24 protein-coding genes are annotated in these 23761 nt (G+C 66.6%); 12 read left to right on the top strand and 12 right to left on the bottom strand.

The annotated features are described in order from the left end of the window. Positions 1-86 precede the first annotated feature (86 nt). Together VB716_RS06190 and VB716_RS06185 are read left to right on the top strand one after the other, a co-directional pair. Positions 87-413: a hypothetical protein gene (locus tag VB716_RS06190; RefSeq protein ID WP_322758357.1), complete on the top strand. Its 327-nt coding sequence runs from the start codon at positions 87-89 to the stop codon at positions 411-413. A gap of 303 nt (positions 414-716) precedes the next feature. Then, positions 717-1145: a hypothetical protein gene (locus VB716_RS06185; protein WP_322758358.1), complete on the top strand. Its 429-nt coding sequence runs from the start codon at positions 717-719 to the stop codon at positions 1143-1145. Between the two features lie 106 nt (positions 1146-1251). Here VB716_RS06185 and VB716_RS06180 read toward each other — a convergent pair whose 3' ends face one another. Together VB716_RS06180 and VB716_RS06175 are read right to left on the bottom strand one after the other, a co-directional pair. Continuing rightward, entirely contained in the window at positions 1252-1869 is a 618-nt protein-coding gene (locus VB716_RS06180) for an AAA family ATPase (RefSeq protein ID WP_197156977.1), read from the bottom strand. 246 nt (positions 1870-2115) lie between these two features. Beyond that, the gene (locus tag VB716_RS06175; protein ID WP_323270011.1) at positions 2116-3540 is read right to left on the bottom strand and encodes a glycoside hydrolase family 10 protein; all 1425 of its coding nucleotides are present in this window, start codon (positions 3538-3540) and stop codon (positions 2116-2118) included. A gap of 185 nt (positions 3541-3725) precedes the next feature. Here VB716_RS06175 and VB716_RS06170 point away from each other — a divergent pair, with 185 nt between their 5' ends. Then, positions 3726-4388: a GAP family protein gene (locus VB716_RS06170; protein WP_323270010.1), complete on the top strand. Its 663-nt coding sequence runs from the start codon at positions 3726-3728 to the stop codon at positions 4386-4388. A gap of 6 nt (positions 4389-4394) precedes the next feature. Here VB716_RS06170 and VB716_RS06165 read toward each other — a convergent pair whose 3' ends face one another. Next, positions 4395-4811 (bottom strand): hypothetical protein, encoded by a 417-nt coding sequence (locus VB716_RS06165; protein ID WP_197156973.1) that lies wholly within the window; start codon positions 4809-4811, stop codon positions 4395-4397. A 149-nt stretch (positions 4812-4960) separates the two neighbouring features. On the opposite strand from VB716_RS06165, the gene VB716_RS06160 reads away from it, so the two are divergent. The 3 genes from VB716_RS06160 to VB716_RS06150 all read left to right on the top strand — a co-directional run bounded on the left by VB716_RS06160 (position 4961) and on the right by VB716_RS06150 (position 8754). Continuing rightward, on the top strand, positions 4961-5941 hold the full coding sequence (locus VB716_RS06160) for a DnaJ C-terminal domain-containing protein (RefSeq protein ID WP_197158896.1): 981 nt from the start codon (positions 4961-4963) through the stop codon (positions 5939-5941). A gap of 64 nt (positions 5942-6005) precedes the next feature. Beyond that, entirely contained in the window at positions 6006-7007 is a 1002-nt protein-coding gene (hemB, locus tag VB716_RS06155) for a porphobilinogen synthase (protein WP_323270009.1), read from the top strand. Between the two features lie 73 nt (positions 7008-7080). Continuing rightward, positions 7081-8754, top strand: a complete 1674-nt coding sequence (locus VB716_RS06150; protein WP_323270008.1) for a TolC family protein — start codon at positions 7081-7083, stop codon at positions 8752-8754. Between the two features lie 3 nt (positions 8755-8757). Here VB716_RS06150 and VB716_RS06145 read toward each other — a convergent pair whose 3' ends face one another. Both VB716_RS06145 and VB716_RS06140 read right to left on the bottom strand, forming a co-directional pair. After that, entirely contained in the window at positions 8758-9804 is a 1047-nt protein-coding gene (locus VB716_RS06145) for an HlyD family secretion protein (RefSeq protein WP_323249610.1), read from the bottom strand. Between the two features lie 76 nt (positions 9805-9880). Beyond that, on the bottom strand, positions 9881-11443 hold the full coding sequence (locus VB716_RS06140) for an MFS transporter (RefSeq protein ID WP_322758365.1): 1563 nt from the start codon (positions 11441-11443) through the stop codon (positions 9881-9883). Positions 11444-11516: 73 nt separating this feature from the next. Here VB716_RS06140 and VB716_RS06135 point away from each other — a divergent pair, with 73 nt between their 5' ends. Further along, positions 11517-11954: a VOC family protein gene (locus VB716_RS06135; protein WP_322758366.1), complete on the top strand. Its 438-nt coding sequence runs from the start codon at positions 11517-11519 to the stop codon at positions 11952-11954. Further along, entirely contained in the window at positions 11951-14398 is a 2448-nt protein-coding gene (locus VB716_RS06130; protein WP_231598013.1) for an endonuclease MutS2, read from the top strand. Before VB716_RS06135 ends, VB716_RS06130 begins: the two co-directional genes overlap by 4 nt. A 28-nt stretch (positions 14399-14426) precedes the next feature. Here the strand turns inward: VB716_RS06130 and VB716_RS06125 are convergent, their stop codons facing one another. Further along, positions 14427-15674 (bottom strand): ABC transporter ATP-binding protein, encoded by a 1248-nt coding sequence (locus tag VB716_RS06125; protein ID WP_323270007.1) that lies wholly within the window; start codon positions 15672-15674, stop codon positions 14427-14429. A gap of 92 nt (positions 15675-15766) precedes the next feature. Here VB716_RS06125 and cgtA point away from each other — a divergent pair, with 92 nt between their 5' ends. Beyond that, complete coding sequence (gene cgtA, locus VB716_RS06120; protein WP_197156969.1) at positions 15767-16759, top strand: Obg family GTPase CgtA; 993 nt, start codon at positions 15767-15769, stop codon at positions 16757-16759. A 257-nt stretch (positions 16760-17016) separates the two neighbouring features. On the opposite strand, the gene VB716_RS06115 is transcribed toward cgtA, so the two are convergent. After that, positions 17017-17235, bottom strand: coding sequence for a Calvin cycle protein CP12 (locus VB716_RS06115; protein ID WP_197170647.1), 219 nt, complete (start codon positions 17233-17235; stop codon positions 17017-17019). Between the two features lie 139 nt (positions 17236-17374). Here VB716_RS06115 and VB716_RS06110 point away from each other — a divergent pair, with 139 nt between their 5' ends. Further along, positions 17375-17875, top strand: a complete 501-nt coding sequence (locus VB716_RS06110; RefSeq protein WP_323270006.1) for a hypothetical protein — start codon at positions 17375-17377, stop codon at positions 17873-17875. On the opposite strand, the gene VB716_RS06105 is transcribed toward VB716_RS06110, so the two are convergent. The 3 genes from VB716_RS06105 to VB716_RS06095 are packed head-to-tail and all read right to left on the bottom strand — an operon-like array spanning position 17849 to position 21516. Beyond that, the gene (locus VB716_RS06105; RefSeq protein WP_323270005.1) at positions 17849-19807 is read right to left on the bottom strand and encodes an ABC-F family ATP-binding cassette domain-containing protein; all 1959 of its coding nucleotides are present in this window, start codon (positions 19805-19807) and stop codon (positions 17849-17851) included. The genes VB716_RS06110 and VB716_RS06105 overlap by 27 nt on opposite strands. A 31-nt stretch (positions 19808-19838) precedes the next feature. After that, positions 19839-20492, bottom strand: coding sequence for a DUF2301 domain-containing membrane protein (locus VB716_RS06100; protein ID WP_197156964.1), 654 nt, complete (start codon positions 20490-20492; stop codon positions 19839-19841). After that, positions 20479-21516, bottom strand: coding sequence for a glutathione S-transferase C-terminal domain-containing protein (locus VB716_RS06095; RefSeq protein WP_197156963.1), 1038 nt, complete (start codon positions 21514-21516; stop codon positions 20479-20481). Before VB716_RS06095 ends, VB716_RS06100 begins: the two co-directional genes overlap by 14 nt. A 76-nt stretch (positions 21517-21592) precedes the next feature. Between VB716_RS06095 and VB716_RS06090 the strand changes: the two genes are divergently transcribed. Then, positions 21593-22549, top strand: coding sequence for an aspartoacylase (locus VB716_RS06090; RefSeq protein WP_322758372.1), 957 nt, complete (start codon positions 21593-21595; stop codon positions 22547-22549). Positions 22550-22577: 28 nt separating this feature from the next. Here VB716_RS06090 and VB716_RS06085 read toward each other — a convergent pair whose 3' ends face one another. Then, complete coding sequence (locus VB716_RS06085; RefSeq protein ID WP_322758373.1) at positions 22578-23093, bottom strand: hypothetical protein; 516 nt, start codon at positions 23091-23093, stop codon at positions 22578-22580. Positions 23094-23170: 77 nt separating this feature from the next. Then, a complete protein-coding gene (locus VB716_RS06080; RefSeq protein WP_197156959.1) occupies positions 23171-23530 on the bottom strand; it encodes a hypothetical protein in 360 nt (119 codons plus the stop codon). 48 nt (positions 23531-23578) lie between these two features. Between VB716_RS06080 and VB716_RS06075 the strand changes: the two genes are divergently transcribed. After that, the coding region (locus VB716_RS06075; RefSeq protein WP_323270004.1) for a hypothetical protein at positions 23579-23761 on the top strand (183 nt) is incomplete at its 3' end.

Below are 23761 nucleotides of genomic sequence, written 5' to 3'. Positions count from 1 at the left end.
CCGATCGGGGGATCGTAGGAAGTCTGATCGCTTGGGTGGCGAGGGAGAACGGGCCCGAGGATGGGGGGCCATGGACGAGAACCCCGGTGGATGGGATCTCCCTGCTGCTGCTGCTGGATCTGGTGGTGTTCGGGCTGCTGCTGCCCTCCCTGCTGATCCGCACCGTGCTGGCCCGGCGCCATCCGGATGTGGTGTTCTGCGGAGCGGCGGATCGCAGCCGATTGGCCCTCACCATCGAGCGGGCCGCTCTGCCGGAACGGCTCACCTGGCGCTGGTGCCGCCCCGGACAGGGATGGTTTCACCGGCCGATGGTGGAGTGGCTGCGCGGCCACCGCTGGGTTTCGTGCGCTGGTTCGTGCGGATCAATGCCCATCCCGGCGGAATCCTGGTGCTGCAAGACACGCCGGCCTTGAGTGGGCGAACCCTCCGAGCCCTGCGCCGGATCATTCCCGACCTGCAACGGCTCGGCTACACGTTCGTACCGCTGGCCGAGCTGCTCGATGCGGAGTAACCGCGGCGTCAGGAGGGCACAGCCCAGAGCCTGAATCCTGCGCAGATGCTCATCGATGCGCGAGTGCCCGCCCGATTGCGTCTGCTCGAGATCTTTGATCCGTCTGGGAAGCAAGACCCCGATCCCATTCTCGATCAGCATGCCGGCGTAGGGAGACGCCAGTGTCCCTACGAGGCTGTGGCCCCTCACCAACTTGTCAAGGTTCATGATCTGGGCTCTCGCAGCTCTTTATCTCATCATCGAGGGTCGCGAGATCACACAACTGCGCCAGCTCACTACCTTCAGCACATTTGCGGTGCTGTTTGTGGTGGGCAACTTTCAGGTCAATGTGGCCCGCTTGCTGCTCAGCGTCAACACAGCCTCCCGCATCGGTGCCGCCGCCGCATACCGAGCTTCCATCCTGATGTTTCTGGCCTCAGTCTTTGCAGTTCTCGATGGCTGCCTGGATCTCGCCATCGCCCGGATGTCACCAGACACGCTGCCGATTCTCCCTCTTCTCATCGTGTTCGGCTGGCTGATCAACCTGGCCTCGGTTGGCATGGCTTTGTGGTCGATGGAGATTTTTCTGCGCGTGATCACACCAGCCCTCCTGCTCAAACGTGACGACTGGAACAACGAAGAAGCCCGGAAATGAATCCAGAACAGTATGGCTGTAGCGCTGTTGTCCAGGGGCGGGACTGGTCTTGTATTTGCCCGATCGTCAGGTGAGCCTGCCGACTCGGAGGCTCTGCCGCACGTCTTTATCCGGCGAGCTTGGTGCGTTGCTGAAGCTCGAGGATGGCGTTCTGCAGTTGATGAAGTCGTTGCTCTGCTGGTCCAACCAGCTCGATCAATATTGGAGCCTGTTGGGTCGGCATGACATTGAAGCGCCCTTCGCGATAGATCTGCTTGAAGATGGCATCAACATCATCACGGTAGGCATGATCCACCGGTCGGATGCCATCTTCTTCCATCGCCACAGGCCAGGCGTCAGACTTCGGTACGAATGCAAGAATGTCGAGGTGGTCCAGAGACTCCCTTGCGGGAGGAATCATTGAGGCGACAAATTCATCGTCAATGTCGGTTGTTTGTTGGTTTGCGGTGTATTGTGAGTAGGCTAGGTAGTCGACGGGTGCGCGATCGAATATGACGTTATCCGAAGGGCTTGAGTAGCGGTGAATCCGGGAGATGTTGTAGTACATCTGAATTCCATTTTGCAATCGTGTCGAGTTCTCGCGAAACAGTATCTCGTAGGGGCCGTGCAGTCCCAGTGCCCGGTATGGTTCTTCTTCCTTGTGAAAGGATGGATGGGTGGCGGCCCAGTCGCTGACCACGGTGGATTTCCCCAGTGAGTGGGAGCCTGAAATGGCGATGCGCATGGTAGAAACGATGCCGGGAGGATGTTGTCAGAAATTATTGTAAGCACAGATTCTAAAGTTGTAGTTCAAACGTTCAGCTTGCTTGGGTCAGCGTGCAGCTGATTAAAGTGCAACTGGTTAAAGTGAAGCTGATCATGTGGCCTTCTGACTTGGGATGGGATTGTGTCCCTCAAGTCGTCGATCCAATCCGGGAGACCTTGTCTATCCTTCCCTGATCCAGGTTTGGTGCGTGTTCACGCAACCTGTTCAGGCCTCCTGCAGCACTGCGGAGAATGCAGTGGTGGGCTGAGGCGGGGCAGCGTGTGGAGCGAAGGCTCCCGGCAGGCTCGGCAGGGGAGGTGGCAAAGGCAGGGGTCTCGCCGGCAGTGCATTGCCTGGGCCTGCTGTTCCGGGAACTGGCGTGACTGGAGGTGGTGTTCCAGGTTGGTTCGGGAGGCTTGTCGGGGCTGCCGGCTGCGAAAGCGGCGACGAGCGGGCCCGTCGCTGTCGCGGAGCTGGGGTGGGGAAGAGCTGCCGCAGGCCCTCCAGCCGCGCCTCCCGCGGTTCGCCGCTTTGCTCCCAGAGGCTTTCGAGATAAAAGAAAGCAACCCCCAGCTGCCGTTCCCTGGCGGCCAGCACCTGGGACTGGATCAAGTCCATCGGTGCGGGTCTGGTGCGCTGACCGCTCATGATGCCGATGCCGGTGGGGATCTTCTGCAGGGTTTCCTGTACCTCCACCCGGCTGAGATGGGGTAGAAAGCTTTCGACATCGGGGCGATAGATCTGGATCAGGATCTCGTCTGCGATGTCGCGTCTCACCCAGGTGAGCCAGTCCTGCAGCTGCAGCTTGTAAGCAAAGTCGTAGTAATTCGGCGACACAGAGAAGATTGCCCCTGGTCGGCGAGCCTCCACCGCCTTCCGCAGCTGGCCCATGAAAGCCGTGATCTTGTCCGCCCGCCATTTCAGCCAGGCAGGATCCTGTGGAGTGGGAGGTGCTGATGCCGTGGAGGGTGCCTTTGAGTTCGGCTTCCTGGTCTCCTTTTCGTACAGCGCCAGCGTGAAGGGGTCGTAGCCGAAGTCCCTCGGCAGGCTCATGTGGTCGTCGAACTGGATGCCGTCCGCGTCGTACTGGCCCATGATTTCCAGCACCAGATCGGTGATCAGCTCCTGCACCTCGGGGCGGAAGGGATTGAGCCAGGACACTTTTCCGGCGGCGCTGATCGAGGTGAGGCCGCCGTCCTGTGTGCGGGTCAGCCAGCCGGGATGCCGCCGGGCCAGGAGTGAATCGGGTGGTGTCATGAAGCCGAACTCGAACCAGGGCACCACCAGAAGGCCATGGGAGTGGGCGGTCTCGATCAACTCGGCGAGGATGTCCTGGCCCTGCAGCCCGCGGTAGGTGAAGGTCTGCAGGCCGCGATCCTCCGAGACGCGGCTGGGGTAATAGGCGAAGCCGGAGTTCCAGACCACCGGATAGAGGGTGTTGAAATTCAGCTCCGCCAGCTGGGCCACCGTCTGTCGCATCCGCTCCCGGTCCCGCATCACTCCCATGTCGTTGGCGGTGATCCAGACCCCCCGGATCTCGCTGGGACCGCCTGCGGTGGACGGCTGGGCGGCAAGCCGGGCTGGGAAGGGCAGGAGCAGCACCAGTCCCAAGGTCGCCAGCAACAGCAGCACCCAGAGTTGGCGGCCCATGTCGGAGAGTGGGCTGAGGTCAACGAACCCTAAGGCTTTGCTCTGTTGCTGGACTCAGACGGCCGTCAGCTTCTGGGAGCAAGATCGAATCCGCCATCGGCTGGGCCCCGGAGTCCCCTCCATCGCCCTGCCACCACCGCGCACAGCCCCTTGAGCCGACCGTCCATGCCCCTGTTGCCGGGTTGATGGTGTCCTTCTCCCTGCTCGTTGAACTTCTGCCCCTTGCGGTGGGGGCGGCAGTGAGCCCATTGGTGCTGATCCTGCAGGTGATGCTCCTGGGCCGAAGCACGCAAGGCCTGGGCCCCAGCTGGGGTTTCGCTGTTGGCGCCACCCTGGTGGTGGCTGGCTGGACCCTGGCCGGATTATTGCTTGGCCATGCCCTGCCGCCCCGTACGCCCGGGCCTGACCCCGTGGCTGCGGTGGTGCACCTCGTGCTGGCGCTGCTGTTGTTGACCCTGGGCCTCGCCATTCAGCAGGGACGCCTCATCCATTCCTCTGAGGCTGCTGGGCAGCCGGCCCCCACCAGCTTCAGCCGAGGTCTGCTGATCGGAACCGGCAGCATGGCCACCAACCTCACCTCGCTGGTGTTGTTTCTGCCAGCACTGCAGGATCTGGCCCGCGCCCAGCCGCCACTCCCGACCGAAGTGTTGCTGGTGAGTCTGATGGCCCTGATCACCCTGCTGCCCGCCCTGGCTCCACCGGCTCTGGTGTGGCTCTGGGGCGCCCGTGGCCGCCGAGCACTCGATCGAATGGCGCCCTGGATGGCGCAGCGTCAGCGCCAGATCCAGGCGGTTCTGTGTTTTGGCTTTGCAGGATTCCTGGGGTTGAAGGGCGTCAGCGGCCTCTGAGGTTCCTCAACGGCCGTAGCCGCTCCACAGCTTCAATTGCTCGATCGTCTGCACGCCCTCAAGCCGCTTGCCAGCCATCTCCCAGGTGGGGAAGGCACGGATCTTGGCGTTGATGCAGCGCTGACGGCCGGCATCGTCTTTGTCGCACTCCACATAGGGCAGGCGATTGCCGGCTTCCTTGCCGAAGAGGCTCTTCTGTTTGAAGCAGGCCGGACACCACCAGGCGCCGTAGAACAGAACGCCCTTGGCACGCAGGTGTTCGGTGAGGGCCTTCTGTTCGGCGGTCGAAGCGTAAAGGGCCTCGCCAAGGCTGGGGGTGGTGCTGGCCTTGCCGGAGGGAGCGCTGCCGGCACTGGCCATGCCCACCAGCACGGTGCTGAGGCCGACCAGCAGTCCGGAGCGCAGGGTGCCGCGAGAAAACATGGACGAAACCTGGGCTTGCACGAGCTTAGGAACGGTGGCCTCCCATGCACAGGACTCGCGTTCGGCCTTCCGCCCACCCAGAGGCCGCACAGCATGGGCTGTGGCTGAGACACTGGGGCCGGCCGTTGTTCCGACTTGCCTGCGCTGCGATGAATGCCAACGGCTACCGCGACTACTTCAAGGTTCTGGGCGTGGAGCGCGGTGCCGATGCCGACACCATCAAGAAGGCCTTTCGGCGGCTGGCACGGCAGTACCACCCGGATGTGAATCCCGGAGACAAGAGCGCAGAGGCTCGCTTCAAGGAGGTGAGTGAGGCCTATGAAGTGCTCTCCGATCCCGACAAGCGGCGGCGCTACGAGCAGTTCGGTCAGTACTGGAGCCAGGTGGGAGGGCCCGCAGGGGGCGGTGGGCCCGGCATGGATGTCGACTTCGGCCGTTACGGCAATTTCGACGACTTCATCAACGATCTGCTCGGTCGCTTTGGCGGTTCCGGCGGGGCGCCGGGAGGTTTCGGGTTCGGCTCCGGTTTCCCCGGAGGCTTCGGGGGTGGCTTTCCTGGCCCCGGTGCTGCCACGGCCCGGGGCGGCGCCGCCAATCTCGATGCTGAAGCCAGCCTCAATCTCACCTACAGCGAGGCCTTTCGCGGCTGCGAACGCACCCTCGCGGTGAACGAGGAGCGGGTCCAGGTGCGTATTCCTGCCGGTGTGAAGGCCGGTAGCCGGCTGCGCCTCAAGGGCAAGGGCAATCTCCAGCCCGGTACGGGGCGCCGCGGCGATCTCTACCTGCAGCTCCAGCTGCAGGAGCATCCCGTCTGGAAACTGGATGGGGATCAGTTGCGGGCCGAGCTGCCCCTCAGCCTCGATGAGTTGGCCCTCGGCGGTGAGGTGCGCGTGGCCACGCCCGATGGCGAGGCTGCCGTCCAGGTGCCACCCGGCATGACCCTGGGCCGCAGCCTCCGCCTCAAGGGCAAGGGCTGGCCGGTGAAGGGGGGGCGCGGTGACCTGCTGCTCACACCCGTACTCAAGCTTCCTGAGGCGCTCAGCCCCGAGGAGCGCAGCTTGCTGGAGCAGTTGCGGCAGGCCCGCAGTGCCGATCCCCGCAGCGGCTGGATCCAGTCGGCGAAGCTCTGAGGGTTCCACCACGGCAGTGGTGCAGATCCCTGATCCGTAGGATCCGGCCAGCCCGTTTCCGTCCATGGAGCTCTCCTACCGCCCCCGCCGGCTGCGCCGCACCCCTGCGCTGCGGGCCCTGGTGCGTGAGCACCATCTGGCAGCGGCTGATTTCATCTATCCCCTGTTCGTGCATGAGGGGGCGACCAACGAGCCGATCGGCGCCATGCCCGGCTGCCAGCGTTGGAGCCTGGAGGGTCTGGTGCAGGAGGTGGGCCGCGCCTGGGATCTGGGCATCCGCTGCGTGGTGCTCTTCCCCAAGGTGGCCGATGGCCTCAAGACCGAGGACGGCGCCGAGTGCTTCAACGAGCACGGCCTGATCCCTCGCGCCATCCGCCGGCTGAAGGAGGTGCACCCCGGCATGACGATCATGACGGACGTGGCCCTGGATCCCTATTCCTGCGACGGCCATGACGGCATCGTCAGCGCCGAGGGGGTGGTGCTCAACGACGAGACCGTCTCGATCCTCTGCCGCCAGGCCGTGGCCCAGGCCCGCGCCGGCGCCGACCTGATCGGCCCCAGCGACATGATGGATGGCCGCGTGGGTGCGATCCGCGAGGCCCTCGATGAGGGGGGCTTCGAGCATGTGGGGATCATCAGCTACACCGCCAAGTACGCCTCCGCCTACTACGGCCCCTTCCGCGAGGCGCTCGATTCGGCGCCCCGCGCCACCAACAGCAAGCCGATTCCCAAGGATAAAAGCACCTATCAGATGGACCCGGCCAATGGCCGTGAATCCCTCACCGAAGCCCTGCTTGATGAGCAGGAAGGCGCCGACATCCTCATGGTGAAGCCCGGCCTGGCCTATTTGGACATCATCCATCGGCTGCGGGGCGAAACCGAACTGCCGATCGCCGCTTACAACGTGAGCGGCGAATACGCCATGGTCAAGGCGGCGGCGGAGCGGGGCTGGATCGACGAGCGGGCCGTGGTGCTGGAAACCCTGCTCTGCTTCAAGCGGGCCGGTGCCGATCTGATCCTCACCTATCACGCCTGTGATGCGGCGGCCTGGCTGCGCCAGGGCTGAAGCTGGTATCTGTGCTGTTTCATCATGCCTGCCGCTTATAGGGTTGGCGCGCTCAAGCTTCTGCCGCCAGTCCATGCTTGTGCCTGTGCACCGTTTGATGGCGCCTCTGGCGGCAGCGCTGCTGGCGGGCGTGGTACTTCCTGCGCCCGCGGCTCTGGCGGAAGCCACGCCGCCAGCCCTCAGGCCCCTGCTGCGCAGCTTCGAGGCCTACGCCCGAGATCTTGACCGCCTCGATCAGGCCTGGCCTGCCGATGCCGAGTCTGCGGCGCCGTCACCGGTTGAGACCGCGGAGTTGCTACGTCGATTGCCGGCGCCCGCAGCGGGCGCCTTGCCCGACGAGCCCAGCGCCGTGGCGATCCGTGAGAGCCTGCGGCTGGATCTGCAGCAGGCGATCGCCCTGGCGGTGCAGAACGATCCGGTGCTGCAGCAACAGATCGCTCGTGTGAACGAACAGCAGGGCTGGCTGCTCTCTGTACGTGGCCGTTTCTATCCGATCCTGGGCCTCGCCCTGGGTGGCGGTTACAGCCAGCAGGCTGGCAGCAACTGGGCCTGGAAGGGCAATCTTGGTGTAGAGGGCTACGGCGTCAATTCGGCCTTTGCGGTGCCCACCGGTAGCTCGAACCGTTATCAGACCAACATCGGTGAAGGCTTTGCCCAGCTGCGGCTCGATTACGAGCTGGTCAGTTTCGAACGCAGCGCAGCCCTCGCCCAGGTGAAGGCGGATCTGCAGGAGTCGCAGCACACCTACGCCAACCGGCTGCGTCAGCTGCAGCTGGATGTGAGCGAGGCGTATTACCGCCTGCAGCTGGCCGATCAGCTCCGGCGCATCCGTCAGGTCGTTGTAGACAACGACACGGTGATCCGTGATCAGGTTCTGGCGATGAAAACGGCCGCTCTGGTGCCGCGGGTTGATCTGTTGCGGGCTGAAGCGTTGCTCCAGCAGGACCGCTTCCGGCTGGAGCAGGCCGAGGCCCTGAGATTCAGCAGCCAGCGCCGGTTGAGCAACCTGGTGAATGTGCCCTTCGATGTCACGTTGGTGGCCAGGCAGGCAGTGCGATTGCAGCCCCCCTGGCCGCTGGATCTGGAGCAGACGATTGTTCGCGGGTTTCAGGACAATCCCCAGTTGCAGGCCCTGCAGGCTGCACGCACCGCTTTGCAGCGGCAGGCGGATCGTTCCGCCGCCGAGCTGTTGCCGCGGGTGTCGCTGTTCGCCACGGGCGGGTATCAGGTGGCCCAGAGCACCTCTCCGGTGATCGATCTCAACGGCTGCTGCAAGGGGCCGGCCTTCATCCCTGGTCTGAACTCCCAGGGTGGCGACTGGGCCGCCGGTGTGCTGCTCAACTGGCGACTGTTTGATGCCGGTATCACAACCGGCGCGGTGCAGGCTTCCCGGGCCGCGGCGGATCGCACCGCCCAGGCCGAGGCCGCTGAGCGCAATGCCATTCGACAGCGGCTGGAAGCCGCCTACTACGGCCATCGTGCGGCTCTCAGCCAGATCATCGCCGCCAATGCCTCCTTCCGGGCCGCCCGCGAGGCCTACCGCGATTCCAGGGCTCGTTATGAATTTGGACTGGCTGACTACACCGACCTTGCCGACACGATTCGCTCCCTCACCACGGCCATGGAACAGCGGGCCGAGGCGATGACCCTGGCCAACCTCAGTTACGCGCAGTTGCTGCGTGAGCTCCTGCCGGTGCCCTCCCGGCCCGATCAGCCTGTAGAGCTGCCGATCACCCTGCCCCAGTAAGCCTCAGAGCGTATTCACCGTGGCATGGGCCGTGGCGCCCGCCCGCAGCGGATGTTGTGTGTTCTGCTCGAGGCGGATGCGCACAGGAAAACGTTGGGGCACCTTCACCCAGTTGCCTGTGGCGTTCTGGGGTGGCAGCAGGGAGTCGTAGGCACCGCTGCCCTGGCTGATGTTGATCACCTTGCCTGAAAAGGTAGTGCCGGGATACATGTCCAGGCTGATCGTGGCGGGCATGCCATCGCGGATTCGACCGATCTGCGACTCCATGAAGTTGGCGTCCACCCACCAGTGGGTGTTGTCGATCAGCTTGAACATGGCCTGGCCTGGCTTGACGTATTGCCCCGCGCGAATACTGAAACTATTGCTCACGTAGGCATCCATGGGTGCGTAGTAGCGCGTGTAATTGAGATTCACTTTCGCAGTGCCAACCGCAGCCCGCATGGCGCGAATATTGGCGTCTTGCTCGCTGATCTGTTTCTGCAGTCTTGAGATTTCGATTGTTGCGCTTTTGACTTTGGCTTTGGCCTCCAGCTTGGCGCTTTCGAATTCCTGCTCTTTCTCCAGGGCTACCACCTGCTGTTGCTGGAGGTAGGCATAGCGTTGCTGGTTGAGGTCGATGAGCCACTGGCTTGCCTGCTGATCTTTCAGGGCTTGGCGAGCCTTGAGCAGTTGATCCTCCAGGGAGGATTTCTGGGCAATCGCTGCCTCCACCTGGTGCTGCTGCTGAGCCACGCTGAGCTGAAAGGGCAGCGGCACGATCTCGTAGAGCAGCTGGCCCTTCTTCACGAAGGCGTTGGGCTCAGCCTGGATGGTCTTGATATAGCCCTCCACGTAGGGCGACACCGTCACGGTGTAGGCATGCACGTAGGCGTCGTTGGTACTAGGGAAATAATGATTGCGAACGAAATAGCCCGTCAGCCCCGCCCCCACCAGCGCGACGGCACCGCCGGCGATCCAGAGTGTGCGCCCGCGACCCCGTTTGCCGGGGGGAGCAGGGGGCGGAGCTGGAGCCCCAGGGGCTTCGCCTGGGTTGAGGGCCGTAGCGCTCATGCGTGCCCCTTAGGCAGGTCAATCACATGGAGCTTAGGGCGCTTGATTGCCAGGAGTTGCGGCGGTGGCTGCGGGCTCAGCGCCTCGGACCTGGGCTGCGGTGCAGCAGCGGCAGGGCGCACAACGCCAGCAGCGCCAGGCCCACCAGGGTGGCGATGTTGATGAACGCCACCACTTCAACCTGTTGAGCGGTTGCCTTGTTGATCAGTTCCAGGGAGCCCTGCGACCAGGTGTCGCCACTGATGCCCGCTGAGTGGCCGCTCAGGGGTTGTTGAAAGGCCTCCATCGCTGGACTGGTGCTGCTGATTCGTTCACGGAATCGATCCCAGCTGCCCTGGCTGGTGACGGTGAGGATGGCGGCACTCACGCCTCCCGAAAGCGCCTTCGAGATGTTGGCGCAGAAGAACAGCACCGAGCTGGCGCTGGTCATCAGCTCGGGCGCCATGGTGGAAAACGACATCTGGATTTCCAGGCAGTTGATCAGCGCGAAGCACGTCCCTACGGCCATCAGCTGAATCGTCAGATTGGCGTTGTTCTGCTGGGCGCTGGTGTGGGCCATCCACAGGGCCGTGAGGGCAAACAGCAGGATCGCGGTCGCGCAGAGCTTCTTCTTGGCCGGAATCCGGGCAGCGATCAGATGGGGGCTGACCCCCGGGGTCACCATCACGGCTGTGAGTACCGCGGTACCCACAAATGGCACAAAGGACCAGGAGTAAGTTGCGATCGTGTTGCCCAGCGCCACCGTGAGAAAGCGGGGCACGATGGCGAACATCATGAACAGGAAGAACATTACCGAGCTCAGGTTCACGACGCTGATGCAGTAGTTGATGTCCTGGAAGATGCGCAGGTTGATCAGCTTCGGTACCGCCACCGCCCTCCAGGCAAACAGGCCGATCAGCAGCAGGGCGCTCCAGAGCATCACCACATAGGTGCTGCTCTGGAACCACTCCTGCTGGTTGCCCACCACAAGTGACACCGCCAGCAGACCGAAGCCGCCGGCCATCAGCCCATAACCAAGCCAGTCGATCTCAGCCTGCGGGTTGCCTGGGGTGGCTGGCATCAGCCGGGCGATCACGGCCACCGCCACCAGGGCGGTGAGGCCCAGCACCCCATACAGCACCCGCCAGCTGAAATACCAGGTGATGAAACCGGAAAAGGGGATGCCGGCACTGGAGCCGGTGACCAGCGCCAACGCCACCAGTCCTTTACCCATCGGCGTGTATTTCTCCCCCAGCTGGCCGCCCAGATAGCCGCCGGCGGCTGCTGGGATCACGCCGGCCCCCAGTCCCTGCAGGACGCGCATGGCGATGAACAGCTGGGGATCGGTGGCCATGGCGCTGATCAGGCAGGCCACGCCGAACAGCCCTGGACCCACGGTCGCGATCGCTTTGGCCCCCACCCGCTCCCGCAGGCTGCCGAGCAGCGGCATGATCAGCGCGGCCGGAATCAGGAAGGCGTGGCTGAACCAGCCGGCGAGGTAGGGCGTTCCTCCCACGTCGCCACTCACATAGGCGTGGGCGGGTACGCCCACCGAGTCGGTGGCGAAGAACACCAGCTCCAGAACCAGGAACCCGGTCGCCACCACCCCTCGGTTGGTGAGCCAGAAGCTGCTGGGTTGACCCGACTGAGCTGGGGTCACGGGCTGAGGCGCTGGGACGAGGTCTCAGTGTTGCCCGGTAAAGCGGACAATGGAGGCCGAGGCACCCATCGCCATGTCTGCCCCCCGGCCTGCAACCCACCGACTTGGTCACGTGGCCCTGAGGGTGCAGGACATGGACCGTGCCACGGCGTTCTATGGCTCGCTTGGTTTTCGGCTCACCTGGGAGGCCGACGACTGGGCCTATCTCCAGAACCCCCGCAATGGCGACGGCATTGCCCTGCTGAGCCCCAGCTACAAGGCGGCCGGTCCCCACGTCGCCTTCCACTTCTGTGAGCGCTGCGAGGTGGAGGAGGCCCATGCCCGCCTGGCGGCGGCCGGTCATCCGGTGGGGCCGGTGCATGACCACCGCGACGGCACGGCGTCCTTCTACTTTCAGGATTCCGAGGGCAACTGGCTGGAGATGCTCTACGAGCCAGCCGCCGGCATCCCCTCCAACGTGCCGGGCCAGGCCCCGATTCCCGTGCCGCCGCTGGCGGCTGAGTGCAGTTGATCCAGTCCCCCAGTGCGCCCCAGTCGGCGGTGCAGCACGACACGCTTGAGCTGCTGGAGTGGCCGCGCCTGGCCGGCCATGTCGCCAGCTTCGCCAGCACGGCGGCCGGCCGCAGCCATTGCCTCGATCTGCCCCTGGCGCCGAGCTGCGCCGCCAGTCAGAGTCTGCTGGCAGAAACCACCGAGTTGCTCGGCCTCGATGGTCTTGTGGAGGGTGGGCTCAGTTTTCAGGGGGTTGGTGACATCGCCGCCACCGTGCTGCTCTGCGCCAAGGAGGGCACCGCCGATGGCGAATCCCTGCTGCTGGTGGCCTCCACCCTGGCGGCGGCCAGGCGCCTGCGGCGGCAGATCGAGGATCCGGAGCTGCGGCCCACCAGCTCGGCTCTGGTGGCGGGGCTGCGCACCCTGCCCGAGCTGGAGCAGCGCCTGCATTTCTGCCTGGAGGAGGGTGGCCGGGTGGCGGATCGGGCCAGTCCCCCCCTGACCGGTCTGCGACGCCAGCTGCAGGGGGTGCGTGGCGAGCGGCGCGAGCGACTTCAGGATCTGCTGCGGCGCCATGCCGCTCTCCTGCAGGACACGGTGATCAGCGAGCGCAACGGTCGGCCCGTGCTGGCCGTGAAGGCCGGTGCGGCCAGCCAGTTGCCCGGCCTGGTGCATGACAGCTCCGCCTCGGGTCAGACGGTGTTCCTGGAACCCCAGGCCGTGGTGGCCCTCGGCAACCGCATCCGCGAGCTGGAGGGTCAGGAACGGGACCTGGAGCGGGAGGTGTTGCGGCAGCTCAGCGCAGCGGTGGCCGAGGAAGCTGCGGCGTTGCAGCACCTCCAGGCGGTGCTCGTCCAGCTGGATGCCGCCCTGGCCCGCGCCCGGTATGGCGCCTGGCTCGGGGCGGTGCGGCCCCAGCTGCTCGAGGATCCAGAAGCGGCCTTCGAGCTGCGTGAGCTGCGCCACCCCCTGCTGCTCTGGCAGGAGCGGCGCGAGGCTGGCGCGCCGGTGGTGCCGGTGAGCCTCACCGTGGGCAACGATCTGCGCGTCGTGGCGATCACCGGCCCCAACACCGGCGGCAAAACGGTGACGCTCAAAAGCGTGGGGCTGGCGGCCCTGATGGCGCGAGCCGGTCTGTTTCTGCCCTGCTCCGGCACTCCCCGGTTTCCCTGGTGCGCCCAGGTGCTGGCCGACATCGGCGATGAGCAGTCGCTGCAGCAGAGCCTCTCCACCTTCAGTGGCCACATCCGCCGTATCGCCCGCATCCTCGCGGCCCTCGGCCCCGAGGATGCGGGCGCTTCGCTGGTGTTGCTCGATGAGGTGGGGGCCGGCACCGATCCGCAGGAGGGGTCGGCCCTGGCGGCGGCGCTGCTCAAGCATCTGGCGGATCGGGCCCGGCTCACGATCGCCACCACCCACTTCGGTGAGCTCAAGGCCCTCAAATACGGCGATCCGCGCTTCGAGAACGCCTCGGTGGCCTTCGACGTGGAGACCCTCTCGCCCACCTACCGGCTGCAATGGGGCATCCCGGGGCGCAGCAATGCCCTGGCGATCGCCACCCGTCTGGGTCTGGAGCCTGCGGTGGTGCAGGCTGCGGCGGCCCAGCTCGAGCCGGCCGGTGAAGGCGAGGTGAACCGGGTGATCGAAGGTCTCGAGGATGAGCGCCAGCGTCAGCAGCTGGCGGCGGAAGAGGCGGCGGCCCTGCTGGCCCGCACCGAGCTGCTGCATGAGGAGCTGCTGCTGCGCTGGCAGCAGCAGAAGGAGCAGACCGCCGAGCTGCAGGAGCGGCGGCGGCTGGAGCTGGAGCACTCGATTCGCGACGGCCAGAAGGAGGTGCGCCGCATCATTCGCCGGCTGCGGCAGGGGGCGGCCCGCGATGGCGGTGGTTCTGCGGCCAGCCTGGGGGAAACGGCCCGCCAGGCGGGGCAGCGGCTCAAGACCCTGGAGCGGCAGCACCGGCCCCAGCCCGAGCGGCGTGACCATCGCGGCTGGCAGCCCATGGTGGGCGATCGGGTGCGGCTCCTGGCCCTGGGCAAGGCCGCCGAAGTGCTGGCCATCTCAGGCGATGGCCGCGAACTCAACGTGCGCTGCGGTGTGCTGCGGCTCACCGTCGATCTGACGGCGATCGAGGGGTTGCATGGCGAGAAACCCACCCTGCCGGAGCCTGCCGCTGCCGTGGTGCAGATCCGCAGCCGCCGCTCGCCCGCCAGCCGCGGGCCGGATGTGCGCACCGAGGGCAACACCGTGGACGTGCGGGGGATGCGCGTCCATGAAGCCGAGGCTGCGGTGGAGGAACACCTGCGCGGTGCCAATGGCCCGGTGTGGGTGATCCACGGCATCGGAACAGGCCGGCTCAAACGAGGGCTGCGCGAGTGGCTGGCCGGTGTGCCCTACGTGGAGCGGGTGGGCGACGCGGAGCAGGGTGACGGCGGCCAGGGCTGCACGGTGATCTGGCCCCGGTGATCGGGCTCGGGTGATCAGGCTGGAGCCATCAGATCCGTCCGACGTCTGGAAGCTTCGGCTCGTGGTCCATGGGGACCGGCAGGGGCATGGGCAGGGCCTCGCCGGAGGCATCGAAGAACCGCCAGCCGCTCGGCTCCACCTCCAGGTGGATGGTCTGGCCCGGAGCCAGGTGCTGCGAGGGATCGGCCCGCAACAGCACCAGATGGCTGGTCTCCTGCAACCGGCAACTGATCAGTTGCTCGTTGCCGAGCGCCTCGAGATGGGTCACCTCGGCCGGCAGGTTGCGGTTGGTGGCGGGGGCCAGCCGTAGATGTTCCGGCCTCAGCCCAGCGGTCAGGCTGCTGGCTGAGGCGCTCTCGGCATGGGCGGCCAGGGCCTGGGTGACCGGCCCCTCCACCAGAAAGCGGCGTGAGCCCAGTTGCACCTGATCCCCGCCCAGGGCGATCACCGGCAGCAGATTCATCGGCGGGCTGCCGATGAACTGGGCCACAAACAGATTGGAGGGCCACTGGTAGAGCTCCATCGGCGTGCCCAGCTGTTGCAGCCGGCCGGCGTTGAGCACGGCGATGCGGTGGCCCATGGTCATGGCCTCCACCTGATCGTGGGTCACATAGAGGGTGGTGGTGCCGAGGCGTCGCTGCAGCTCGACGATCTGGGCGCGGGTGCCGGTGCGCAGCTTGGCGTCGAGATTGCTGAGCGGTTCATCCATCAGGAACACCGCCGGCGAGCGTGCAATCGCCCGCCCCAGGGCCACCCGCTGCTTCTGGCCGCCGGAGAGCTCCTTGGGACGACGCTGCAGCAGCGGCTCCAGCTCCAGGGTCTCGGCCACCTCGGCGATGCGCCGTTCGATCCGCTCCTCGCGCTGGGAGGGCACCCGCAGCAGGGGCGGCAGCTGGCGACTGGCCCGGTGCAGGACATCCTGCACCTGCTCGGCCGCACCGCGAGGGCGGCTGCGCCGCAGACCGAAGCCGATGTTGTCCGCCACGCTCAGGTGGGGATAGAGGGCGTAGCTCTGGAACACCATGGCCACGTCCCGCTGGCCGGGCCGCAGCCGGCTCACCGGATTGCCGCCCACATAGATCTCGCCACCGCTGGGGGTCTCCAGGCCCGCCAGCAGCCGCAACAGGGTGCTTTTGCCGCAGCCGGAGGGGCCCACCAGCACCAGGAATTCTCCGTCGGCGATGGCCAGGTCAAGCTGGCGCAGCACAGAGACGGGCTCACCTCCGCGCCGCGGCGGATAGGTCTTGCTGACCTGCTGGAATCGAACCTCGGCCAAACCAGCCCTGCGACCCGGCGATCCTAGGGTTGTCGATCGCGGAGGTCCCGGTTGCGGAGTTCCGGCAGCGTCGTTCGCCTTCCCCGTCCCCCTTGCAATTCATTGATCAGGCCCGCATTGCCGTTCAGGGCGGGCGCGGTGGCGACGGCATCGTGGCCTTCCGCCGTGAAAAGTATGTGCCGGCCGGTGGGCCATCCGGAGGCGACGGTGGCCGGGGCGGCCATGTGCTGCTGGTGGCGGACAGCAACCTCCAGACCCTGCTCGACTTCAAATACAAGCGGCTGTTCGCCGCCGATGACGGCCGCCGTGGTGGGCCCAACCGTTCCACCGGCGCCAGTGGATCGCCGTTGGTGATCAAGGTGCCCTGTGGCACCGAAGTGCGTCACCTGCGCACCGGCATCCTGCTGGGTGATCTCACCGAACCCGGCGACGAGTTGTTGGTGGCCGCCGGTGGCCGCGGTGGCCTCGGCAACGCGCACTACCTCAGCAACCGCAACCGGGCCCCCGAGAAGTTCACCGAAGGCAAGGAGGGGGAGCATTGGCCGCTGCAGCTCGAGCTCAAGCTGCTGGCGGAAGTGGGCATCATCGGCTTGCCCAATGCCGGCAAGAGCACCCTGATTTCGGTGCTGTCCGCAGCCCGGCCCAAAATCGCCGACTACCCCTTCACCACCCTGGTGCCCAATCTGGGCGTGGTGCGCCGGCCCACCGGTGATGGCACGGTCTTTGCTGACATCCCCGGCCTGATTGCCGGCGCAGCCCAGGGGGCGGGTCTGGGTCACGATTTTCTGCGCCACATCGAGCGCACCCGCCTGCTCCTCCATCTGGTCGATGTCGGTGCTCCTGATGTGGAGCGGGATCTGGCCGTGGTGGAGGAGGAGCTCAAGGCCTATGGCCACGGCCTGTCGGAACGGCCGCGGCTGGTGGTGCTCAACAAGCTGGAGCTGCTCGATCCCGAGGAGCTGGAGGCGCTGCGCCTGCGGATCGAAGCTCGCCTCGGCCAGCCCGTGCTGACGATCTCGGCGGCGATGGCCCAGGGACTGGAGCCCCTCAAGCAGGCCGTGTGGCAGGCACTGGGCGTGGGCTGAGCGGCCTCGGATCTGGGTTTGAGCGGCATCTGAGCTGCCTTGCTCGAGGCTGCTGCAGGGGCGCTGACTCTGACGGCGGAGGCTCTGCTCTGACTGGCTCGCTCCCAAAGACAATCCCCACAACGGCAGGCGTTGTGGGGCAGCAAAGCAAATACAGCCCCAGGAAGAGAGATCTCCCAATCAAGAAGCCTGGGATGGGGGAATGCTGCTTGCCGGGATGACGACTGAGCCTGGATGAGCCTCAGCCTGGACAAGCCTCAGTCGTCGTAGACACGGCATTCGGGGGCTTCAGGGTTCAGATCGCAATACACCTCCAGGGAGGTTGGATCCTTGCTCTCTTCGGGGTGGTGCTCCTTGTATTCCTGCAGATCGTGAAGTTCGCCCTCGAGGTGACGCAGCTTGGCGAGGTCGCCGGAGGCACGGGCCGCTTCGAGCTCAGTCTGATCCTTCTGGATGTGCTCGTCGATCGTGTTCATGCAAATGCCGGCCGTGGCGCACCGGAGATCATCGGTTCCACCTTACGGGCCATCACGGCATGGGTGGGCCTCTGTGCGCTGCTGCTGATCTGGTTCGGCGTGGCTATCAGCAAGGGCGTAGCCAGTGGAGGGCACGCGCATGGCACGCATCAGGCAACGGTTGGGCCGCCATTTCATCGATGAAGCTGGTCGCCTGTTCTGGATCAATGGCCCGGAGCATCACTGCTATCTCTCCGAGCAGCGCCAATGGCGGCGGGGCCTCATTTTCGGCGAGATCCTGGAGTGGAAGCAGTGTGCTCCCAGTGGCCTGGTGAGTCAGCGATTCCCCTCGCCGCAGGCGGCCTGTGAGGCCTACGAGCACGGCCTGGTCACCTGGGCGCACGACCTCTATCTGCGCCGTATGGGCGATCAGATGGCCCTCCACCGTGGAGCCGACGACTACAAACCCACGGCCATGAAGCTGGCTGAGGCTGCTGGTGCACCGGTTCGCGCCCAGCCCTGGCGTTTGCCGGAACCCCTCGGCCCGGTTTGCGGCTTGCCGCCCCGCGGCGCCGAAACCGGTTCGGCGGGTTCGATCGGTCTGGAGATGGCCCATCCCCGCCGTCGTCGCCGCTCAGGCTGTCAGCTCGCTCAGCTCTAGCCAGCGCTCCTCCGCCGCTCCGATCCGCTCGATCAGCTCGGCCAGCTCCTGGGTGAGGCTCTCCAGGGCGGTGTAATCCTCACCGCCCCCGGCGAGGCGTTGCTCCAGGTCGCGGCGGCGTTCCTCGAAGAGGGGCAGATTCCTGTCCAGCTCTTCCAGCTCGCGGTTCTCCTTGAAGCTGCGGCGGCGGGCCCGCTTCGGTGCGGCTGCGCTGGTCCCTGGGGCCGCGGCGGCCTGGGTCGCTGGAGTGGCGGAAACGGGCTCCGGTGGGGATTGGTCTGCAGGCGCCTGGCCGCGTCCGCTCTGATCTCTGCGCTCGAGGTAGGCGCTGTAGTTCCCCTCGAAACGCCGCAGCTCGCCGTCTTCGAAGCTGAACAGCCGATCCACGGTGCGATCGAGGAAGTAGCGATCGTGCGACACCACCACCACACAGCCGCGGAAGTCTTCGAGGAAGTCCTCCAGCACGCTGAGGGTGTGCACGTCGAGGTCGTTGGTGGGTTCATCGAGCAGCAGCACGTTCGGCGCTTCGATCAGCAGCCGGCAGAGGTGCAGGCGCCGCCGCTCGCCGCCGGAGAGCTTGCGCACCGGCTGATGCTGCTGGGCCGGTGGAAACAGGAACCGTTCCAGCAGCTGCGAGGCGCTGAGCTCCACCCCGTCCACGTCCACCCGGCTGGCGGCATCCTTCACCACATCGATCACCTTGCGCTCCAGGGCCGGTGTGCCGTCGGCGCTGGCCTGCAGCAGCACATCGCTGTGCTGATCGAAGTAGGCCAGCTTCACGGTGCTGCCCAGCTCCAGGCTGCCGCCGCTGGGCTGGCGCCGACCGGCGATCACCTCCAGCAGGCTGGATTTGCCGACACCGTTCGGACCGATGATCCCCACCCGGTCTTCGGGGCTGAAGTCGTAGCTGAACTGGCGCAGCAGGGTGCGGCCCTGCTCCCCTTCGACGCTGCTCACGCACAGATCCTCGGCCGTGATCGCCCGTTTGCCGAGGCGCCGGCTGTTGGTGGTGAGGCTCACCTGGCCGCGACCCTGGCGCGGCGGCGTCTCCCGCAGGGCCTCGATGCGCTGCAGGCGGGCCTTCTGCTTGGTGCTGCGGGCCTTGGGGCCCTGGCGCAGCCAGGCCAGCTCGCGCCGCAGGGTGCCCTTGAATTTCGCGGCCGTGGCGGCTTCGGAGGCCTCCTCCTCGGCCCGGTGCTTGAGATAGGTGGCGTAATTGCCCTCGTAGGGCCGGGCTTCCCCCTGTTCCACGGCCACGATCCGCCGGGTCACCCGGTCGAGCACGTAGCGGTCGTGGGTGACGAGCACCAGGGCGCCGGGGAAGCGGCCCAGATAGCTCTGCAGCCATTCCACCCCGTGGGCATCGAGGTGGTTGGTGGGTTCATCGAGCAGCAGCACGTCCGGTTCGGCCACCAGGGCGGCCGCCAGGGCCACCCGCCGGCGGAAGCCACCGGACAGATCCCCGAGCCGCTGGTGGCCGTCGCCCAGCCCCAGCCGCTGCAGCACCTCGCGGCACTGCTGTTCCAGCTGCCAGCCGTTGCTGCGGTCCAGCTGGGCCTGGAGATCGCTGAGCTCAGCCAGCCGCGCGCCGTCCTCGGGATTGGCCGCCACCGCATGGCTGAGCTGCTCGTAGCGCAGCAGCAGATCGGCCTTCTCGCCGCAGTCTGCCCAGACCTGCTCGAGCACGGTGTTCTCGGGATCGAAGACGGGGTCCTGGTCCACCAGCACCACCCGGGTTCTGCTGGCGCAGCGCCGCTCGCCGCTGCCCAGGGGTTCGAGGCCGGCCAGCACCCGTAGCAGGGTGGATTTACCGGCGCCATTGGGGCCGATCAGCCCGAGCCGCTCCCGCTCCCCCACATGCAGGGTCAGGTTCTCGAACAGGGTGCGGATGCCGAAGTCCTTGCCGGCATCCACCAGGCTGATCAGGCTCATGGGTCAGGTGGGCTGCGGGGCGGGCCGGTGTTCAGCCTCGCAAGCCGTCGGCCGCCGGGGCCTGCCGTTGCCGCTCCATCTCCTCGAACACGCTCTTGTCGCCCACATCCGCAGCGGCCGGCATCGGGAATTTGCGCAGACACAACAGCAGCAGCAGGGCGCTTTCGGTTGCCAGCAGCGCCACCGTGGCGCCGGGATCGAGCAGGCCACTGAGACGGCCCAGCAGGGCCAGCGGCAGCAGCAGGGTCACACCGATGGCTTCGGGCCGCCGGAAGCAGAAGAACTCCTTGAAGCCCACCCCGGCCAGGGCCGCGAAGAAGGGGCCGATCGCCAGGATCCAGAGCGGCTGGCGTGCCAGCTCCGGCAGCATGGCGCTGGCACCGGCCTGGGCGGCCAGCGCGATTCCGCCCAGGCAGCCCAGCAGCCAGAACACCTGCAGGGCCCGGTGCAGGGGCCGCAGATAGATGTGAATCCAGCGCAGGGCCAGCCCCAGGCCCGCCGCCATCACCAGCAGCCAGGGCCAGACCAGATCCGGTCCCCACTGGCGCCACTGCAGCAGCAGGCCCAGCTGGCCGATGGCCACGGCCGTGAGGGCGAGCCGATAGCCCAGCACCTCACGGCGGTCGTCGGCCGTGATGGTGTAGGGGCCGTAGTAGCCCTCGTGGACGGCATCAGGACTCTGCATCGATCCTCTGGCAGGAAACGGCTGGGGTGCCGTTCACCAGTGTGGCCAGGGCCGGGCCTGCCGGGACAATGCCGGAGGGGTGCAGCGGAAACAGGCTGCCGAAGTAATCGGCCCGCCAGTGCTCCGGCCAGCAGGTGGCTGCCACACCGGCCAGGCCGTAGAAGCGCTGGCGCCAGCGCCACAGGGCCGGCAACTGCCACAGCGGCAGGCGGCTGCAGCCGAACAGGGGCGCGTAGACGAGCTCCAGGCGGATCAGGGTGGGAAACAGGATCACGTCCGCCAGGGAGGGCTCGCTGCCGCCGCAGAGCCAGGGGCCTGGGTTCCCGGCAGCTGGCGGCAGCTTGGCTTCGGCCGCGGCGAGGACCTCATCCGCGGCGCAGAGGGTGCTGAACAGGGCTGCCTCGGCCCGGTCGTAGGCCGCCTGGTTGCGGGCAAATCCGCAGCGGTACACGCCATCGTTGACGCTGTGCTGCAGCCGCTCTCGCCACTCCTGGATCAGGTTGGAGTGCGACGCCGGAGCCAGATCGCAGGCGCTGGAAGGTGCGGGCCATTGATTGAGCAGCTCGATCAGCACCGCGCTTTCGTTCACCAGGATCCGCCCCTCGGTGCGGCTGTAGAGGCAGGGCACCGTGGCGGGTCCGTGGGCCGGCGCTGCGCTGGCGCCAGGGGCACGGCGCTGGTAAAGCTCCGCCAGGGTGGAGCAGCCCTCGAAGGGTTCTGGAAAGCACCAGCGCCCTCCCCGTCGGTCGGGTTCCACCACCTGCAGCGTGATCGTGGCGTCCAGCTGGCGCAGGGTCCAGACCAGCCAGGCCCGGTGGGCCCAGGGGCAGCTGCGGCCCACGATCAGCACGTGGCTGCCGGCCTCGCCGGCCCGCGGCGGCAGGGGGGGCAGCTGGCCGTAGGCGGCGGCCGGACGCCGGTAGTTGCCCTCGGCATCGGCCGGCCCCAGACCGCCCATCAGCTGACGCCACTGCCATTCCCAGACCTGGCGAACCGCTTGCACCACGGGGGCGGGGGGGCGCATGACAGGGCAGCGGCAAGGTCCAACTCTCGGCCAGCGCTGCGCCAGGCTGGGTAGCGAGCGATCGTGCAGGCAGCCCATGAGCGGTGGTGACAGGGCTCAGGTGTTGGTGGTGGCAGGAACCCACGGCAACGAGCGCAATGCCCCCTGGTTGCTGGACGCCTGGCGGCGGCAGCCGGCCCTGCTCGATCGCAGTGGACTGGCCTTGGAGCTGGTGCTGGGCAACCCCGAAGCCCATGCGTCGAACTGCCGCTATCGCGATCGCGACCTCAACCGCTGCTTCGTGCCGGACCTGCTGGACGATCCCGCCGAGGATGCCTACGAGATGCAGCGGGCCCGTGAACTGATCCGCCGCCACGGCCCCGAGGGGACGCAGCCCTGCCTGGTGGCGCTCGATCTGCACAGCACAACGGCAGCCATGGGCAACAGCCTGGTGGTCTACGGCCGGCGCCCGCCGGATCTGGCCTTGGCGGCCGCCCTGCAGGGAACGTTGGGTCTTCCGGTTTATTTGCATGAGGCCGATCCCCACCAGAGCGGTTTTCTGGTGGAGCGCTGGCCCTGCGGCCTGGTGGTGGAGGTGGGGCCGGTGCCGCAGGGGGTGGTGGTGCCGGCGATCTGCGTCCAGACCCAGCTGGCTGTGGAGGCGTCGCTGGCGGCCCTGGCGGCGGCGGGCCGCGGTCAGCTGCGTCTGCCGCGACAGCTGGTGGTGCATCGCCATCTCCTCATCCTCGATCTGCCCCGCCATGCCCATGGTGCTGTGGCGGCCTGCTTTGACCCGCGACGGATGCACCGCGATTGGCAGCCGATGTGGCCCGGTGATCCGCTTTTTCTGGGGGAAGAGGGGCAACCCCTTCCCTACGTGCCGCCACCGGGTCTGGAGTCTGAACCGGTCTGGCCGGTGTTCCTCAACGAGGCTGCCTATGGCGAGAAAGGGATTGCCCTGAGTCTGACCAGGCGTGAGAGTTGGCCGGTGGACAGCGCCTGGTCCGAGGCGCTCGGTGCCGTTGCCTCCCTCCTGGCACTCGAGCAGGGGTGACCTTGCTCTGGTCCCAGGCCTGCCGATCTCAGCTCTGAGGCGGTGCGGGATCAGACTCAACGGGCGCATCCCCGGGTTCCGTCTGAATGGGCGGCCGTGGCTCGCCGTTGTAGATCACGCTCACCACCTCGCGGCCATCCGGAGAGATCAGGATCTCGGTCTCCACCGTGGGCGGCAGATCAAGCTGTTCCCATCCGGGTTGTCCCCCCAGAAAGCGGAACAGGAATCCTTGAGCATCGGCCGAGATCAGGCAGTCATTGTCCTGCGAGGTGGAGCGGAACATGCAGGAGGCCGGCCGATAGACCCCGAGGCCGCCATTGAGCTTCACAGCCGCGTTGCGGGCCAGGTTGAGGGCGCGGATGCCGCTGTAAGGCGACGGCATTCCGTTGTCCAGTTGCGCTAAGCGGGTTTCGGCCGGAGCAGGGGCTTCAGCCAGCGGCGAGGTGGCCAGGGCCGCCGGGACAGCCAGGCTCAGGGGCGCAACTGCGGCCAGGGAACCCGCCAGGACAGCTTGCAGTGCCTGCGGGGACAGGGAGGCGCGCATGGGAGAAGGGAGAGAAGCGGAATGGCCCGCTAGCTCAGCGGCGCTGACTCAGCTTGTCAAGCTGGGGATGGCCGGCATCAACCGCAGACCAGGGTGCCCTGTTCCTTGGTGCAGGGCAGGTCACTGCTGCTGCCATCAGCCCAGTAGATGCGGAGGCGATCGTCGTCGCTGCCGCTGCGAAGGGTGAGCGACTTCACGGGGCCGGCGGGGGGCTTGCCGTCCCGATCGGCCGGATCGCGGGGCGTTGTGGCATTGAGCTTCTGCTCCAGCTGCTGCACTTTCAGCTCCAACTGATTGAGACGCTGCTGCTGGCCTGCATCCACCTTGATCGGTTGCGCCACCTTCGGCTGGCAGGCCGCCAGCAGCCACGCCGAGCTGAGCAGCACCAGGGCACCTCCGTTGCGGAGAAAGGGAAAGCGTTGCGGCGTGATGGTCATGCCCTGGTGATGGAGCGAGACCCGAACTCCTAGCAGTGCGCCACCGCGTTGACCACGCGCCGGAGCCTGGGGCCGTTGCTGGAGCCCAGGCGTGGAGCCCAGCGCAGCCCAGGGGCAGAGGGAGGGGAAGCCGCCCATCCCAGAAACTTCATGAACCCCCTTTACAGAACCGCAACATTCCGTTACGGTCACTACAGGCGGAGCACCGCCGTGGAGGGGTTTCCCTCAGCG

Source organism: Synechococcus sp. CCY9201 (assembly GCF_034931105.1).
GTDB lineage: Bacteria > Cyanobacteriota > Cyanobacteriia > PCC-6307 > Cyanobiaceae > CBW1002.
The sequence above is the reverse complement of the archived record's forward strand: the minus strand, read 5'-3'. Positions and strand labels throughout refer to the sequence as shown.

Excerpts from the sequence above, each read along its gene's own strand:
- VB716_RS06135 (WP_322758366.1), top strand. The coding sequence starts at position 11,517 with ATGTCTGCCCCCCGGCCTGCAACCCACCGACTTGGTCACGTGGCCCTG.
- VB716_RS06100 (WP_197156964.1), bottom strand. The coding sequence starts at position 20,492 with ATGCAGAGTCCTGATGCCGTCCACGAGGGCTACTACGGCCCCTACACC.
- VB716_RS06090 (WP_322758372.1), top strand. The coding sequence starts at position 21,593 with ATGAGCGGTGGTGACAGGGCTCAGGTGTTGGTGGTGGCAGGAACCCAC.
- VB716_RS06160 (WP_197158896.1), top strand. The coding sequence starts at position 4,961 with ATGAATGCCAACGGCTACCGCGACTACTTCAAGGTTCTGGGCGTGGAG.
- VB716_RS06085 (WP_322758373.1), bottom strand. The coding sequence starts at position 23,093 with ATGCGCGCCTCCCTGTCCCCGCAGGCACTGCAAGCTGTCCTGGCGGGT.
- VB716_RS06095 (WP_197156963.1), bottom strand. The coding sequence starts at position 21,516 with ATGCGCCCCCCCGCCCCCGTGGTGCAAGCGGTTCGCCAGGTCTGGGAA.
- VB716_RS06165 (WP_197156973.1), bottom strand. The coding sequence starts at position 4,811 with ATGTTTTCTCGCGGCACCCTGCGCTCCGGACTGCTGGTCGGCCTCAGC.
- VB716_RS06185 (WP_322758358.1), top strand. The coding sequence starts at position 717 with ATGATCTGGGCTCTCGCAGCTCTTTATCTCATCATCGAGGGTCGCGAG.
- VB716_RS06150 (WP_323270008.1), top strand. The coding sequence starts at position 7,081 with ATGCTTGTGCCTGTGCACCGTTTGATGGCGCCTCTGGCGGCAGCGCTG.
- VB716_RS06170 (WP_323270010.1), top strand. The coding sequence starts at position 3,726 with ATGGTGTCCTTCTCCCTGCTCGTTGAACTTCTGCCCCTTGCGGTGGGG.
- VB716_RS06145 (WP_323249610.1), bottom strand. The coding sequence starts at position 9,804 with ATGAGCGCTACGGCCCTCAACCCAGGCGAAGCCCCTGGGGCTCCAGCT.
- VB716_RS06180 (WP_197156977.1), bottom strand. The coding sequence starts at position 1,869 with ATGCGCATCGCCATTTCAGGCTCCCACTCACTGGGGAAATCCACCGTG.
- VB716_RS06105 (WP_323270005.1), bottom strand. The coding sequence starts at position 19,807 with ATGAGCCTGATCAGCCTGGTGGATGCCGGCAAGGACTTCGGCATCCGC.
- VB716_RS06175 (WP_323270011.1), bottom strand. The coding sequence starts at position 3,540 with ATGGGCCGCCAACTCTGGGTGCTGCTGTTGCTGGCGACCTTGGGACTG.
- VB716_RS06110 (WP_323270006.1), top strand. The coding sequence starts at position 17,375 with ATGGCACGCATCAGGCAACGGTTGGGCCGCCATTTCATCGATGAAGCT.
- VB716_RS06080 (WP_197156959.1), bottom strand. The coding sequence starts at position 23,530 with ATGACCATCACGCCGCAACGCTTTCCCTTTCTCCGCAACGGAGGTGCC.
- VB716_RS06115 (WP_197170647.1), bottom strand. The coding sequence starts at position 17,235 with ATGAACACGATCGACGAGCACATCCAGAAGGATCAGACTGAGCTCGAA.
- hemB (WP_323270009.1), top strand. The coding sequence starts at position 6,006 with ATGGAGCTCTCCTACCGCCCCCGCCGGCTGCGCCGCACCCCTGCGCTG.